Raw genomic sequence first — 12,685 nt, forward strand, 5'->3', positions numbered from 1 at the left:
ACGGCGCGCGTCCGGTGTTTGTTGAGGGCTAGCAGTCGCGAGGGTAGAGTGCTAGGAAGGTTGTTTGACCCACAGTTGTTCACCCGCGACGACGGCTGTGCTGGACATCCACAACCGGCACATACAACTAACTTCCCGCTCCGCCACGAACCGTGGGGCAGGCAAAGATTTCATACGGAGGAATCATCATGGCAAACATCAAGCCGCTGGAGGACAAGGTCCTCGTTCAGATCGTCGAGGCTGAGACCACCACCGCTTCTGGTCTTGTTATCCCAGACTCTGCAAAGGAAAAGCCGCAGGAGGCTACCGTCGTAGCCGTAGGCCCGGGCCGTTGGAATGAGGACGGAGACGAGCGCATCGCCCTTGACGTTAAGGAAGGCGACACCGTCATCTTCTCCAAGTACGGCGGCACTGAGCTGAAGTACGACGGCCAGGAGTACCTCCTGCTGTCCGCACGCGACCTGCTCGCTGTCATCGAAAAGTAACCGAGAAGTAGGCGAAAACCCTATGGCAAAACTCATTGCATTCGACCAGGAAGCGCGCGAGGGCATCCAGCGCGGCGTCGACACGCTTGCCGACGCCGTCAAGGTCACCCTCGGCCCACGCGGCCGCAACGTCGTGCTCTCCAAGGCCTTTGGTGGCCCGACCGTCACCAATGACGGCGTCACCATCGCCCGCGATATCGACGTAGAGGATCCTTTCGAGAACCTCGGCGCGCAGCTGGTGAAGTCCGTGGCCGTCAAGACCAACGACATCGCCGGTGACGGCACCACCACCGCAACCTTGCTCGCTCAGGCACTCATCTTCGAGGGCCTGCGCAACGTTGCCGCTGGTGCTAACCCCATCGAGCTCAACCGCGGTATCGCCGCGGCGGCGGAAAAAACCGTCGAAGAGCTGATGAAGCGCGCAACGCCGGTGAACTCGGCGTCGGAAATCGCGCAGGTGGCAACCGTTTCCTCCCGTGACCCGGAGGTCGGCGAGATGGTCGCCGGCGCCATGGACAAGGTGGGCAAGGACGGCGTTGTAACCGTCGAGGAGTCCCAGTCCATCGAGTCCTCCGTGGACGTTACTGAGGGCATTTCCTTCGACAAGGGCTACCTTTCTCCGTACTTCGCTACGGAGGAGGAGACCTACAACGCAGTGCTTGACGACGCCGCCATCCTTCTCGTGCGCAACAAGATTTCCTCTCTACCGGACTTCCTGCCGCTGCTGGAGAAGATTGCTGAGTCGTCGCGTCCTACCTTGATCATCGCGGAAGATGTGGAAGGCGAGCCGCTGCAGGCTCTCGTTGTTAACTCCATCCGCAAGGTGCTCAAGGTTGCCGCAGTGAAGGCCCCGTACTTCGGCGAGCGCCGCAAGGGCTTCATGGATGACCTGGCTGTTGTCACCGGCGCCACCGTTGTGGACCCGGAGGTAGGCATCAACTTGAACGAGGTTGGCCTCGAGGTGCTGGGCTCTGCACGCCGCGTGACGGTTTCTAAGGAAGACACCGTCATCGTCGACGGTGCTGGCTCCGCTGAGGCAGTGCAGGAGCGTCGCGAGCAGCTGCGCCGCGAAATCGAGCGCACCGATTCCACCTGGGACCGTGAGAAGCTCGAGGAGCGTCTGGCTAAGTTGTCCGGCGGCGTGGCCGTCATCCGCGTCGGCGCTGCTACCGAGACCGAGGTCAACGAGCGCAAGCTGCGCGTCGAGGATGCCATCAACGCTGCCCGCGCGGCCGTCGATGAGGGCGTCATCGCAGGCGGCGGTTCCGCACTCGTGCAGATCTCCAAGGAACTGGAAAAATTTGCCGAGGAGTTCGAGGGCGAGGCCAAGACCGGTGTGCTCTCCGTATCCCGCGCGCTGACCCGCCCGGCTTACTGGATTGCGCAGAACGCTGGACTGGACGGTTCCGTCATCGTTGACCACGTTTCGGCACTCGAGAACGGCCACGGCTTCAACGCCGCCACCTTGGAGTACGGCAACCTGCTGGAGCAGGGCATCATCGACCCAGTTAAGGTCACCCACTCCGCAGTGGTTAACGCCACCTCTGTTGCCCGCATGGTTCTGACCACCGAGGCATCCGTAGTGGAAAAGCCAGCTGAGGAAGAAGCTCCCGCTGCTTCCCACGGCCATCACCACTAATTTTTAGCCGCGAATCACCCCGGGTCTCCCACGTGGAGGCCCGGGGTTTCGGCTTAGGATGGCTAGGTGCACAACCAAGAATTCATCCGCGTTTCCGGCGCGCGATAATAATCTCAAAGAGATAAGCGTCGACATCACTAAGCAGAAACTCACCGTCTTCACCGGCGTTTCTGGTTCCGGCAAGTCCTCTCTCGTATTCGGAACCATCGCCGCAGAGTCCCAGCGGCTTACTCATTCAACGTTCCCTCCGCAGCTGGCCAGGGTGCCATCGAGGTCAACGGCGTGAAAGAGATACGCCGCTTCGAGCGCACTGGCGGCATGTGCCCCACCTGCGAAGGAACCGGCCGCGCGTCGCAGATAGACCTCACTCAGGTCGTGGACGAGTCTCTGAGCAGCAACGACGGCGCCATCCTTTACCCAGGCATCAAGATCGATTCCTGACTATGGAAAGCATATGCAGAATCTGGCCTTTATCCTGCGGATAAGCCGGTGCGTGATTTCACCGACGAACAGAAGCATGCCCTGTACTACTTGAGCGATGTCAAGACCAAAATCAACGGCATCAATATGAGCTACCAAGGCCTCATTGTGCGCTTGCAGTCCTCCGTCCTCTCCAAGGACAAAGACAGCCTGCAGAAACACATGAAGGGGTCGACGTCGACATCCCGCTTGGCGTGCTCAGTGCCATCACCGGCGTTGCGGGCTTGGGCAAGTCTTCGCTGCTGGCGTGTCTGCCGGAGGACGTCGCAAAGCGCATGCTCTTCACGGGGCCAAACCCCCATCAAGGGCTCGCGCCGCTCTAACCCGGCGACGTATACGGGAGAGCTGGACTCCATCCGCAAGGCCTTCGCCAATGCCAATTCCACCCCGGATAATACGGTGAAGCCCGCGCTGTTTTCCGTCAACTCGGAGGGTGCGTGCCCGAACTGCAATGGCACCGGCGTGATCTACGTGGAGTTCGGCTTCATGGGCTGCGTCGACGTGCCCTGCGAGGTGTGCGAGGGCCGCAGCTTAATACGCTTTCCGGCGGAGAGCGTCAGCGTCTCAAGCTCGCCGCGCGAATTCGTTGCGCAAAAAGAGCCCCTGACCAGCAGATACTTGGCTGAATACGTGGCTTAGGCGGTGACGGTGGCGCGCGATTGGCGAGTGCGCAGCGCGACAACGCGCTCAGACTCGCTCATGCCGCCCCACACGCCATAAGGCTCAGCGGAACGAAGGGCGTGCTCGCGGCACAGCTCGAGAACTGGGCACGAGTTGCAGATGGCTTTCGCGCGGTTTTCACGCTGGGCGCGAGCCCTTCCGCGCTCCCCGTCTGGGTGATAAAACACGTCCGAATTCTCTCCGCGGCAGGCGCCCTGAAGCTGCCAATCCCAAAAATCTGCATTGGGGCCGGGAAGCGAATGAGGCTGAGACACGTTCAAAACTCCTTTGTGGGGTGGCATCCAAAGCGCTTGAATACGGTGCGCACTTGCATGGATAAGACGATTAAGAAGTCTTGACCGTAGTGGTAAACGGTTGGTTACCGGTTCCTTTCCAGCATATGGACTTGCGAAAACGATCCGAGATTTTACCCCTTTGACCTGTGTGAACCAGCAAGATTAACGGTTTATGAACTTTCGGCGCGCCGGGGAATGAAGCGAAAATATCCACCCAAAAGGGCTAATTTGGTTTAGGTTAGTGGGGAGCTTTACCCTCGCGGTTCGGGCAAATTGGCGTGCATATGCCAAAATTGCAGCCATTGGCCGCGTGTCAGAACGCGGAAACTACCACCAAGGATGAACAGTGAGCGATACCGATAAAGAGCTAGCGGACCTCGTTCCGCTTGCAATTGACGGAAATCGTCGCGCACTCCAAAGCATCATGCGGATCATTCACCCCCAGGTGCTGCGTTACTGCCGTGCTCGCATCGGAGGTGGCCGCCAACCCACGCCCGAGGACGTTACCCAAGAAATTTGCCTCGCCGTAGCCACGTCCATCGGCTCGTACGAGGACAAAGGACGGCCGTTTATGGCTTATGTCTACGGCATCGCATTCAACAAAGTCACGGATGCACACCGGGCAATGGGACGCGATCAGTCTAACCCCACCGAAGAGGTGCCGGAAGGCGCTACCAAAGAGGCAAATCCAGAGGAAACAGCGCTGGTAGCAGACGGTAGTAACAGAGTGCGTGAGTTGCTCGATACATTAAGTGACAAAGCTCGAAACATTATTATTTTGCGTGTGTTCGTGGGCCTGTCGGCAGAAGAAACCGCAGAGATCGTGGGTTCTACTCCCGGCGCTGTTCGCGTCGCACAACATCGGGCATTGTCGCAATTGCGTAAGGCTATCGGCGGTCCCGCCGCATAGTACAAGCGTGTCTCTATTACATATATCTCATTCAAGGAAGGGGGCATCATGGCAAAGAAGGAAGAGCCTACTCACAGCGTTGCTGAGCAGCTACAGCCCTTGGTCGATGATGACGCATTCCTGACCAGCCTTTCTCAAGGACAGGACCCTTCCGCTGGTGAAGATGAGCTGGCTGCTCTCTTCCTCGAGCTGCGTGAGGACGTCGAGCGGCAAATTCCGCCTGCCCCTATCATCGAGGGCGCCGAGCTGGAGCCGGAGGTAATCTCCTTGGCTGCGGCCCGCAAGCGTCGTCGTTCGCGTCCTCTCGTCAATGGTCTTATTGGTGCTGCGGCGGCCACGTTGGTCATTGCTGGTGCTGGTACGGCCGTGTATAACGCAGGCCCGGCTTCGCCCCTATACGGAGTCAATCAGTCGCTGTTCGGCACTGACGACGCCTCCGTGGTCGAGCTTGCAACTACCCTCGAGGAAATGGAACGTCGCTCCGCTGAGGGAGATTTGAACGGTACCCGCGAACTGCTGGAAGCAGCACGCCGCATTATGGATAACGCTCGCTCCTCCAAGGAAAGCGCAGACGACAAACCAGCTCCTGCCCCCGCCCCGCGTACTACCGTGACCTCGACTGAGACCGTTGAGAAGGATGCTCCGGCAACCAACCCAGGGCCAGCCCCGGTAACGGTGACCGAATATCAGACCTTGACCTCGACAGTCGTTGTGACGAGCTCCGCGCCGCAGAACCCCCTGCAGCCCACCGAGGGCCAGACGGAACCGAGTGAAGATAACGGCGAAGGTACAGATAAAGGCAACAGCAATAACCTAGCGCCGGTGCAAACCCAGCGGTAAGAAAAATCCCTAGCTTCCGAAAAGGAGCTAGGGATTTTTTGGTGGCGTAGCCAAGCGCATTAGCGGCCGTCGAGGCCGTCCATGTAACCCAGGGCGTAGTCCCATGGGACGTAGCGGGTGGGGTCGGGCTCAGCGCCCGGCTCGTGGACCGGGGCGAGCTCGCCGGCCAGGGTGGCGCGCATGTTTGCAGCCATGATGTCCCACTCGTAGAAGTGGTTCTCCTCGCAGTCTTCGCAGAGGAAGAAGATGCCATCGATTCCCCGCGGGCCCAGCACCCGGGCAAATTCTTGGACCAAGGCGAGGTCGTGGATGATAGCCAGACGCTCGTCCTCGGAAAGCGGCATGACCTGCTCGTCCTCCTCCAGGAAGGAAGCCGGGTCGTTGGGATCGTCAGCGAATGGGTCGCGTGGCATATTGGCGAAGAAGTTCACCTTTGCGAGCCTATTAAGTCGCACCCCCTTTAGGCAATTTATTCGCCAGAATTCATTAGGTGCAGGTACTCGGACGCCCGGCTACCATTTCGCGCGCTTAAAGCACTAAGGTTGTGGTTACCGCGAAACCCCTCTTGGCCTTTAAGGAGTGTCCTTAACTCATGAGCGATTACCACGTTCGTACTGGTGGCGACGACCCAAACAAGGTAGCCCTCTACGGCTTGACCTTCGACGACGTTTTGCTTTTGCCGGCAGAATCCAACATCGTTCCGTCCGAGGTGGACACCTCGGCGCAGTTCACCCGAAACATCCGTCTTGGTGTGCCACTGGTTTCCGCTGCTATGGATACCGTTACCGAGGCCCGTATGGCTATCGCCATGGCACGTCAGGGTGGTATTGGCGTCCTGCACCGCAACCTGTCCACTGAGGACCAGGCCACCCAGGTCGAGATCGTTAAGCGCTCCGAGTCCGGCATGGTTACTGACCCAGTTACCGCAACCCCGGACATGACCATCCAGGAAGTAGACGAGCTGTGCGCTCGTTTCCGCATTTCTGGCCTGCCGGTTGTAGACGCTAACGGCACCCTGGTGGGAATTTGCACCAACCGCGACATGCGCTTCGAGCCGGACTTCGGCCGCAAGGTTTCCGAGATTATGACCCCGATGCCGCTGGTCGTGGCTAAGGAAGGCGTGGCCAAGGAAGAGGCGCTCGCGCTGCTGTCCTCCAACAAAGTGGAGAAGCTGCCAATCGTCGATGATGACAATAAACTCGTCGGCCTCATCACCGTCAAGGACTTCGTAAAGACCGAGCAGTTCCCTAACTCCTCCAAGGATTCCTCCGGACGCCTGCTGGTGGCAGCGGGTATCGGCACGGGTGAGGAATCCTATGCTCGTGCAGGCGCGCTTGTCGACGCCGGCGTTGACGTCCTCGTCGTCGACTCCGCTCACGCGCACAACAACCGCGTGCTGGAGATGGTTTCCCGTGTACAGAAGGACTTCGGCTCCAAGGTCGATGTCGTGGGCGGCAACCTCGCTACCCGCGAGGCGGCGAAGGCCATGATTGAGGCCGGCGCGGACGCTATCAAGGTTGGCATCGGCCCAGGCTCCATCTGCACCACCCGCGTCGTCGCGGGCGTCGGTGCTCCGCAGATCACCGCCATCATGGAAGCTGCGGCAGTGGCTGGTCCAGCTGGCGTGCCGGTCATTGGAGATGGCGGCATGCAGTACTCCGGCGACGTCGCCAAGGCATTGGCCGCTGGTGCCGACACCGTCATGCTGGGCTCCATGTTCGCAGGCACCACCGAGGCACCTGGCGATATCGTCGTGGTCCAGGGCAAGCAGTACAAGCGCTACCGTGGCATGGGCTCCATGGGCGCTATGCAAGGCCGTGGTCTGAGCGGCGAGAAGCGCTCCTACTCCAAGGACCGCTACTTCCAGGCCGACGTTAAGAGCGAGGACAAGCTGGTTCCAGAGGGCGTCGAGGGTCGCGTTCCTTTCCGCGGTGACATCGATGCCATCGTGCACCAGCTCATCGGTGGCCTGCGCGCTTCCATGGGCTACACCGGTTCGGCCACCCTCGAGGAGCTGAAGACCAAGAGCTTCGTCCAGATCACCGCGGCGGGCCTGAAGGAATCTCACCCGCACCACCTGCAGCAGATCATCGAAGCTCCGAACTACCGCTAAACGAATCTTTCGAGGAAAGAGAACATGCGCGATTACGTTGAAATCGGTATCGGCCGTGAGGCACGCCGTACTTACGATCTTGATCAGATCTCTTTGGTCCCTACCCGCCGTACCCGCTCGTCGAAGGACGTCGACACCACCTGGAACATCGACGCTTATACCTTCGACATCCCGTTGGTATCGCACCCCACTGACGCTTTGTCCACGCTGGAGTTCGTCATCGAGATGGGCAAGCAGGGAGGCTTGGGCGTCATCAACGCGGAGGGTCTGTGGGGCCGTCACGCGGACCTAGAGGAAGCCTTGGCGAAGGTCACCGAGAATCCTTTTGACCTTTCCACGCTGCAGGAGCTGCATGCAGCGCCGCTGAATGAGGAGCTGTTGGCAGAGCGCATCGCACAGGTGCGTGACTCCGGCGTGACCGTGGCGGTGCGTGTGTCGCCGCAGCGCGCGCGGGAATTGGCGCCGGTGGTCATCAAGGCCGGCGCGGAGATTCTGTTTATTCAGGGCACGTTGATTTCTGCGGAGCACGTGCAGCAGGGCGGTGAGCCGCTGAACTTGAAGGAGTTCATCGGTTCCATCGATACGCCGGTTATCGCTGGCGGCGTGGCGGATTACACCACTGCGTTGCACCTGATGCGTGCTGGCGCTGCCGGCATCATCGTGGGCTCGGGCGTTAACACCAACGCGGAGACCGTGGGTATTGATGTACCCATGGCCACCACCATCGCTGACGTCGCTGCCGCTCGCCGCGACTACCTCGACGAGACCGGCGGCCGCTACGTGCACGTGCTTGCCGACGGCGACATCTTCACCTCCGCAGACATCGCCAAGGCGATCGCGTGCGGTGCTGATTCTGTGGTCTTGGGTCCGGTTTTGGCCCGCGCTGCAGAGGCAGGCGGAAAGGGCTACTACTGGCCTTCGACCGCAGGGCACCCACGCTTCCCGCGCGGCGTTATCGAGGCTGCGGACATGGACCTCATCGCGGCAGGATACGCGCCGTTGTCGGAGCCGGAGCAGGTTTCGCTCGAGGTCATCTTGCACGGCCCGTCTAATGAGCCGCACGGCCAGCTGAACCTGGTCGGTGGACTCCAGCGTGCGATGGCCAAGTGCGGCTACACGGACTTGAAGTCATTCCAGAAGGTTGGCCTGGCAGTACGCTAACCGACCTTTGCCCGACTGCGGCGGCGTGCCTTCCACGGCACCCGTCGCAGTTTCGGTTTTGTGCCGCGGGCAGGCACCATCGTCTGTAGTACCGAGGCCATGATAACCAGCGCGATGGCCAGCAGCTTCAACGGACTGAGGTTCTGCGACAGCAGCAGCCAGCCGAAGAAAGCGGCAAACACCGGCTCGAGTGCCACGAGGATGGAAAAGACGTTGGGGTTGAGGCTTCGCAGAGCTGTGATTTCCAGGGAGTAGGGGATGAGCGAGGCGAGCAGACCCGTGCCGAAAGCAAGCAGCAGCAGATGGGAATCGGAGACGAGCACCACGGCGCCTTGGCCGCCCATCGGCAGCAGGGCGATGCCGCCGATTGTTAGCGCGACCGCTAGGCCGTCTTGGCCGGAAAACAGGCTTCCTGCTTTCTTCGAGGCCAAGATATAGGCAGCCCAACAAGCACCGGCGACCAGCACGAGCCCGACGCCGACGGGGTCAAGCGGCTCGCCGGTCAGCGAATCCCAGCCCAGCAGGCCGAGGCCGAAGACGGCGAGGGCGACGCAGACGGCGTCGCGAAGCGAACGCGATAAAAACGCCGCCAGCAGCAGCGGGCCGATGAACTCGATGGTCACCGCTGGGCCGATAGGGATGCGCGCGATGGCCGCGTAGAAGAAGCCGTTCATCATGCCCAGCGAGAGACCGAGCGCAGCTGCGGTGAGCCACTGCTCGCGGCCCCAGGTGCGCACCTTTGGCCGGCTGATGAGTAGCAGGACGGCCGCCGCCATCAGCAGGCGCAGGGCAGCGGTGCCCCAGGTGCCGCCGTCGTCGAAAAGCTGCACTGCGAGCGCCGCACCGAGCTGCAGGGAGATGCAGGATCCGATGACGCACAAGATAGCGAGAGGATTTGTCATGCCCATATTGTGCGGCAGAGGCAAACTGTTAGTCTATCTACACTTTTTGACATGTACCTGTAAGGAAAACTGCAATGTTGGATTTGCATCGCCTCCGCGTGCTTTTTGAGCTGCAACGCCTCGGAACCGTAACCGCAGTGGCGGAAGCTTTGCAGTACACCCACTCCGCTATCTCGCAGCAACTCGCGCAGTGGCGATCGTGCCGCGGCTGTTCCTGCCAAATCTCGGCAGCGTCCGCGTGCTGGACCTACCTGGAAATAGCACCCGCACGCTATACACAGCAGTCCGCTCCGGCCGCGAATCCCACCCCGGTCTGGCAGCATTTCGCGTTGCTTTAGCCACGGCAACGCAGCACGCGCTCGCCCGCGCGCCAGAGCCCGAAGTGTAGCGGCCACCGCTTCCCACAACGAACTGGGGTACCCCGTATTTAAAGGCGGTTCAATGGGCTAAACTGTAGCGCGTGACTAACCCAACCACTACTCCGCGTCCAGTCCTCGTTGTGGACTTTGGCGCTCAGTACGCGCAGCTCATCGCACGTCGCGTCCGTGAGGCCAACATCTACTCCGAGGTTGTTCCTAACTCTGCCACCGTGGAAGAAATCAAGGCCAAGAATCCGGTCGCTCTGATTCTTTCCGGCGGTCCGTCTTCTGTCTATGAGGATGGCGCTCCTTCTCTGAAACCCGAGCTGCTTGAGCTGGGCATCCCGGTCTTTGGCATCTGCTACGGCTTCCAGGCTATGACCCAGGCGCTTGGCGGTACCGTGGCGTCGACTGGCTCCCGTGAATACGGCCGCACCGACGTCAACGTTTCCGGCGGCGTCCTGCATCAGGGCCTCGAGGCTACACACAAGGTGTGGATGTCCCACGGCGACTCTGTCTCCAAGGCTCCGGAAGGCTTCGAGGTCACTGCCTCCTCGGCGGGTGCGCCGGTGGCGGCTTTCGAGTGCGTCGCCAAGCGCATGGCGGGCGTGCAGTACCACCCTGAGGTTCTGCACTCTCCGCACGGCCAGGAAGTGCTCACCCGCTTCCTCACCGAGGTTGCAGGCCTCGAGCAGAACTGGACCGCAGACAACATTGCGGAGCAGCTCATCGCTGATATCCAGAAGCAGGTTGGTCCTGAAGGTCGCGCTATTTGCGGTCTGTCCGGCGGTGTGGATTCTGCTGTGGCTGCCGCGCTCGTGCAGCGTGCCATCGGCGACCGTCTGACCTGTGTCTTTGTGGACCACGGTCTGCTGCGCGCGGGTGAGCGTGAGCAGGTGGAGAAGGACTTCGTGGCGTCGACAGGCGCAAAGCTCGTCACCGCAGACGAACGCGAGGCGTTCCTTGCCAAGCTCGCCGGCGTTACCGAGCCGGAGGCCAAGCGCAAGGCAATCGGTGCGGAGTTCATCCGCTCCTTCGAGCGTGCTGTTGCAGGCGTGCTTAACGACGCCCCCGCAGGTTCCTCCGTTGACTTCCTGGTCCAGGGCACGCTGTACCCGGACGTCGTGGAGTCCGGCGGCGGTGACGGTACGGCGAACATCAAGTCCCACCACAACGTGGGCGGCTTGCCTGACGACGTCGAGTTTGAGCTCGTCGAGCCGCTGCGTCTGCTGTTCAAGGACGAGGTGCGCGCCGTGGGCCGTGAGCTGGGCTTGCCCGAGGAAATCGTGGCGCGCCAGCCGTTCCCGGGCCCGGGCCTGGGCATCCGCATTATCGGCGAGGTTACTGAAGAGCGTTTGGAGACCTTGCGCGCGGCAGACCTCATCGCGCGTACCGAGCTGACTGCCGCTGGCCTGGACGGCGAGATCTGGCAGTGCCCGGTGGTACTGCTTGCCGACGTCCGCTCCGTCGGCGTTCAGGGCGACGGCCGCACCTACGGCCACCCAATCGTGCTGCGCCCGGTATCTTCTGAGGATGCCATGACCGCAGACTGGACCCGCCTGCCTTATGACGTGTTGGAGAAGATCTCCACCCGTATCACCAATGAGGTCAAGGACGTTAACCGAGTGGTCTTGGATTGCACCTCCAAGCCGCCAGGAACCATCGAGTGGGAATAATCCCGCCTACCCCGCAGCGCCTCGCCGAACTCCGGCGGGGCGCTGCGCGCGTTTTAGACTGCTGCCATGGCCGAATTCAACGGCTTCGCCCAGGGCGAGTATGGCCTGCCCGGCCCGCTGCGCGACGAGCTCGTCGCTGCCATCCTTGCTGGCGCAAAGACCGCAACGTCCTCTCTCTACGCCGCGTACGGCGACGAGCCTCTGCCGCGCGTGGGCGAGGGCGAGATCCTCCTCGACTCCGCGGGTGCGCCCGTCGCGGTCCTGCGCACCACCGACGTCGAGCTGCGCGCGTTTGGCGACATCGACGCTGACTTCGCCCGCGCCGAGGGCGAGGGCTTTACCGATGTCGCCGCCTGGCGCGCCGCCCATGCGGACTTCTGGGGCGAGCACCCGCTTTCCGATGCCTCCCTCGTCGTCGCCCAGCGCATCGCCCTCGTCGCAGTGCTCGGCCAGCCCATCACCCGTGCTCATCCCGCGGACGCCCCGGCGCTCGCCCGGCTCGAGGACGTGTGCTTCCCGCCCGTGCAGGTCGCCGCGCCCGTGCAGGTCGCCGCGCGTTTGGCCGCATTCCCGGAATGCTTTTGGGTCCTGCGCGAGGACTCCGGCATCGTTGCCGCCGTGAGCGGCTTCGCAACGAACCGCCGCGACCTCACCGACGATATGTACGCCGACGCCGCCGCGCACGAGCCCGACGGCGCGTGGCAGATGATCTTTTCGGTCATCACGGACCCAGTCCGCCGCGGCGAGGGTCTGGCCACCCGCGTCCTCGATCGCGCCATCGCGGATTCCCGCGCACGCGGCCGCGCCGGCCTGGTGCCCACGTGCAAGGACGAGCTCGTCGGGTTCTACGCGCGGCTCGGATTCGTCGACGAAGGCACGAGCGCCTCGACTCACGGCGGCGTGGTCTGGCACCAGATGCGACTGTCTTTTTAGAAAGCGGCATGCCGAATCGCCCCGGCCGCGGCCGGGGTTTCGTTTGTGGGGGTTAGTCCACGGTGCAGAGGTAGCGCTTGCCGTAGGGCGTGACGTACCAGTAGTTGCCCTCGGCATCGCGGGTATACGAGTCCCCGTCGGCCTTGCGTCCGTTATGGAACCGGCATAACGGTACGAGGTTCGCGACGTTCGTGTCGCCGCCCTTGTTCCGCGGGATGAAGTGGTCACGCT

Annotated in this window: 15 protein-coding genes and 1 pseudogene; 12 read left to right on the forward strand and 4 right to left on the reverse strand. The window is 61.7% G+C overall.

The genetic code is table 11. The annotated features are described in order from the left end of the window. The first annotated feature begins 182 nt into the window (after window positions 1-182). Genes groES through HMPREF3148_RS14025 form a run of 5 tightly spaced genes read left to right on the forward strand, consistent with a single transcriptional unit; the run spans window position 183 to window position 3,243 of the window. Window positions 183-485 (forward strand): co-chaperone GroES, encoded by a 303-nt coding sequence (groES, locus tag HMPREF3148_RS05790; RefSeq protein WP_180298343.1) that lies wholly within the window; start codon window positions 183-185, stop codon window positions 483-485. 22 nt (window positions 486-507) lie between these two features. Continuing rightward, window positions 508-2,124: a chaperonin GroEL gene (gene groL, locus HMPREF3148_RS05795; protein ID WP_005527873.1), complete on the forward strand. Its 1,617-nt coding sequence runs from the start codon at window positions 508-510 to the stop codon at window positions 2,122-2,124. 58 nt (window positions 2,125-2,182) lie between these two features. Next, on the forward strand, window positions 2,183-2,410 hold the full coding sequence (locus tag HMPREF3148_RS14015; RefSeq protein ID WP_129721122.1) for an nSTAND1 domain-containing NTPase: 228 nt from the start codon (window positions 2,183-2,185) through the stop codon (window positions 2,408-2,410). Beyond that, entirely contained in the window at window positions 2,407-2,565 is a 159-nt protein-coding gene (locus HMPREF3148_RS14020) for a hypothetical protein (protein ID WP_193387762.1), read from the forward strand. Before HMPREF3148_RS14015 ends, HMPREF3148_RS14020 begins: the two co-directional genes overlap by 4 nt. Before the next feature lie 48 nt (window positions 2,566-2,613). Continuing rightward, entirely contained in the window at window positions 2,614-3,243 is a 630-nt protein-coding gene (locus tag HMPREF3148_RS14025; RefSeq protein WP_049152210.1) for a hypothetical protein, read from the forward strand. Here HMPREF3148_RS14025 and HMPREF3148_RS05805 read toward each other — a convergent pair. Beyond that, the gene (locus tag HMPREF3148_RS05805) at window positions 3,240-3,539 is read right to left on the reverse strand and encodes a WhiB family transcriptional regulator (protein ID WP_034656535.1); all 300 of its coding nucleotides are present in this window, start codon (window positions 3,537-3,539) and stop codon (window positions 3,240-3,242) included. The two genes, HMPREF3148_RS14025 and HMPREF3148_RS05805, sit on opposite strands and share 4 nt — an antisense overlap. A 367-nt stretch (window positions 3,540-3,906) precedes the next feature. Between HMPREF3148_RS05805 and HMPREF3148_RS05810 the strand changes: the two genes are divergently transcribed. Next, a complete protein-coding gene (locus HMPREF3148_RS05810) occupies window positions 3,907-4,470 on the forward strand; it encodes a sigma-70 family RNA polymerase sigma factor (protein WP_005527881.1) in 564 nt (187 codons plus the stop codon). A 48-nt stretch (window positions 4,471-4,518) separates the two neighbouring features. Continuing rightward, the gene (locus HMPREF3148_RS05815; protein ID WP_070508878.1) at window positions 4,519-5,310 is read left to right on the forward strand and encodes a hypothetical protein; all 792 of its coding nucleotides are present in this window, start codon (window positions 4,519-4,521) and stop codon (window positions 5,308-5,310) included. A 59-nt stretch (window positions 5,311-5,369) separates the two neighbouring features. Here the strand turns inward: HMPREF3148_RS05815 and HMPREF3148_RS05820 are convergent, their stop codons facing one another. Continuing rightward, window positions 5,370-5,741, reverse strand: coding sequence for a DUF5319 domain-containing protein (locus HMPREF3148_RS05820; RefSeq protein WP_034656536.1), 372 nt, complete (start codon window positions 5,739-5,741; stop codon window positions 5,370-5,372). 161 nt (window positions 5,742-5,902) lie between these two features. On the opposite strand from HMPREF3148_RS05820, the gene guaB reads away from it, so the two are divergent. Together guaB and HMPREF3148_RS05830 are read left to right on the forward strand one after the other, a co-directional pair. Then, complete coding sequence (gene guaB / locus HMPREF3148_RS05825) at window positions 5,903-7,423, forward strand: IMP dehydrogenase (RefSeq protein WP_005527889.1); 1,521 nt, start codon at window positions 5,903-5,905, stop codon at window positions 7,421-7,423. 24 nt (window positions 7,424-7,447) lie between these two features. Continuing rightward, window positions 7,448-8,584 (forward strand): GuaB3 family IMP dehydrogenase-related protein, encoded by a 1,137-nt coding sequence (locus tag HMPREF3148_RS05830; protein WP_049152208.1) that lies wholly within the window; start codon window positions 7,448-7,450, stop codon window positions 8,582-8,584. On the opposite strand, the gene HMPREF3148_RS05835 is transcribed toward HMPREF3148_RS05830, so the two are convergent. Then, window positions 8,581-9,486 (reverse strand): EamA family transporter, encoded by a 906-nt coding sequence (locus tag HMPREF3148_RS05835; RefSeq protein WP_049166704.1) that lies wholly within the window; start codon window positions 9,484-9,486, stop codon window positions 8,581-8,583. The two genes, HMPREF3148_RS05830 and HMPREF3148_RS05835, sit on opposite strands and share 4 nt — an antisense overlap. Window positions 9,487-9,560: 74 nt before the next feature. Here HMPREF3148_RS05835 and HMPREF3148_RS13495 point away from each other — a divergent pair. The 3 genes and pseudogenes from HMPREF3148_RS13495 to HMPREF3148_RS14030 all read left to right on the forward strand — a co-directional run. After that, a pseudogene (locus tag HMPREF3148_RS13495) lies at window positions 9,561-9,674 on the forward strand (LysR family transcriptional regulator); the annotation flags it as partial. A gap of 272 nt (window positions 9,675-9,946) precedes the next feature. Beyond that, window positions 9,947-11,521 carry a glutamine-hydrolyzing GMP synthase gene (guaA, locus tag HMPREF3148_RS05845; RefSeq protein ID WP_046646758.1) on the forward strand — a complete coding sequence of 525 codons (1,575 nt, stop codon included), beginning with the start codon at window positions 9,947-9,949 and terminating at the stop codon, window positions 11,519-11,521. A 66-nt stretch (window positions 11,522-11,587) separates the two neighbouring features. Continuing rightward, window positions 11,588-12,454 carry a GNAT family N-acetyltransferase gene (locus HMPREF3148_RS14030; RefSeq protein ID WP_080970016.1) on the forward strand — a complete coding sequence of 289 codons (867 nt, stop codon included), beginning with the start codon at window positions 11,588-11,590 and terminating at the stop codon, window positions 12,452-12,454. A gap of 52 nt (window positions 12,455-12,506) precedes the next feature. On the opposite strand, the gene HMPREF3148_RS14220 is transcribed toward HMPREF3148_RS14030, so the two are convergent. After that, window positions 12,507-12,685: HNH endonuclease (locus HMPREF3148_RS14220; protein WP_371440707.1), on the reverse strand; the 179-nt coding region annotated here is incomplete at its 5' end.

This window comes from Corynebacterium sp. HMSC05D08 (assembly GCF_001807215.1).
In the GTDB taxonomy this organism is placed as follows: Bacteria; Actinomycetota; Actinomycetes; order Mycobacteriales; family Mycobacteriaceae; genus Corynebacterium; species Corynebacterium striatum.

Excerpts from the sequence above, each read along its gene's own strand:
- HMPREF3148_RS05815 (WP_070508878.1), top strand. The coding sequence starts at position 4,519 with ATGGCAAAGAAGGAAGAGCCTACTCACAGCGTTGCTGAGCAGCTACAG.
- groL (WP_005527873.1), top strand. The coding sequence starts at position 508 with ATGGCAAAACTCATTGCATTCGACCAGGAAGCGCGCGAGGGCATCCAG.
- HMPREF3148_RS14015 (WP_129721122.1), top strand. The coding sequence starts at position 2,183 with ATGGCTAGGTGCACAACCAAGAATTCATCCGCGTTTCCGGCGCGCGAT.
- HMPREF3148_RS05835 (WP_049166704.1), bottom strand. The coding sequence starts at position 9,486 with ATGACAAATCCTCTCGCTATCTTGTGCGTCATCGGATCCTGCATCTCC.
- HMPREF3148_RS14030 (WP_080970016.1), top strand. The coding sequence starts at position 11,588 with ATGGCCGAATTCAACGGCTTCGCCCAGGGCGAGTATGGCCTGCCCGGC.
- HMPREF3148_RS05830 (WP_049152208.1), top strand. The coding sequence starts at position 7,448 with ATGCGCGATTACGTTGAAATCGGTATCGGCCGTGAGGCACGCCGTACT.
- guaB (WP_005527889.1), top strand. The coding sequence starts at position 5,903 with ATGAGCGATTACCACGTTCGTACTGGTGGCGACGACCCAAACAAGGTA.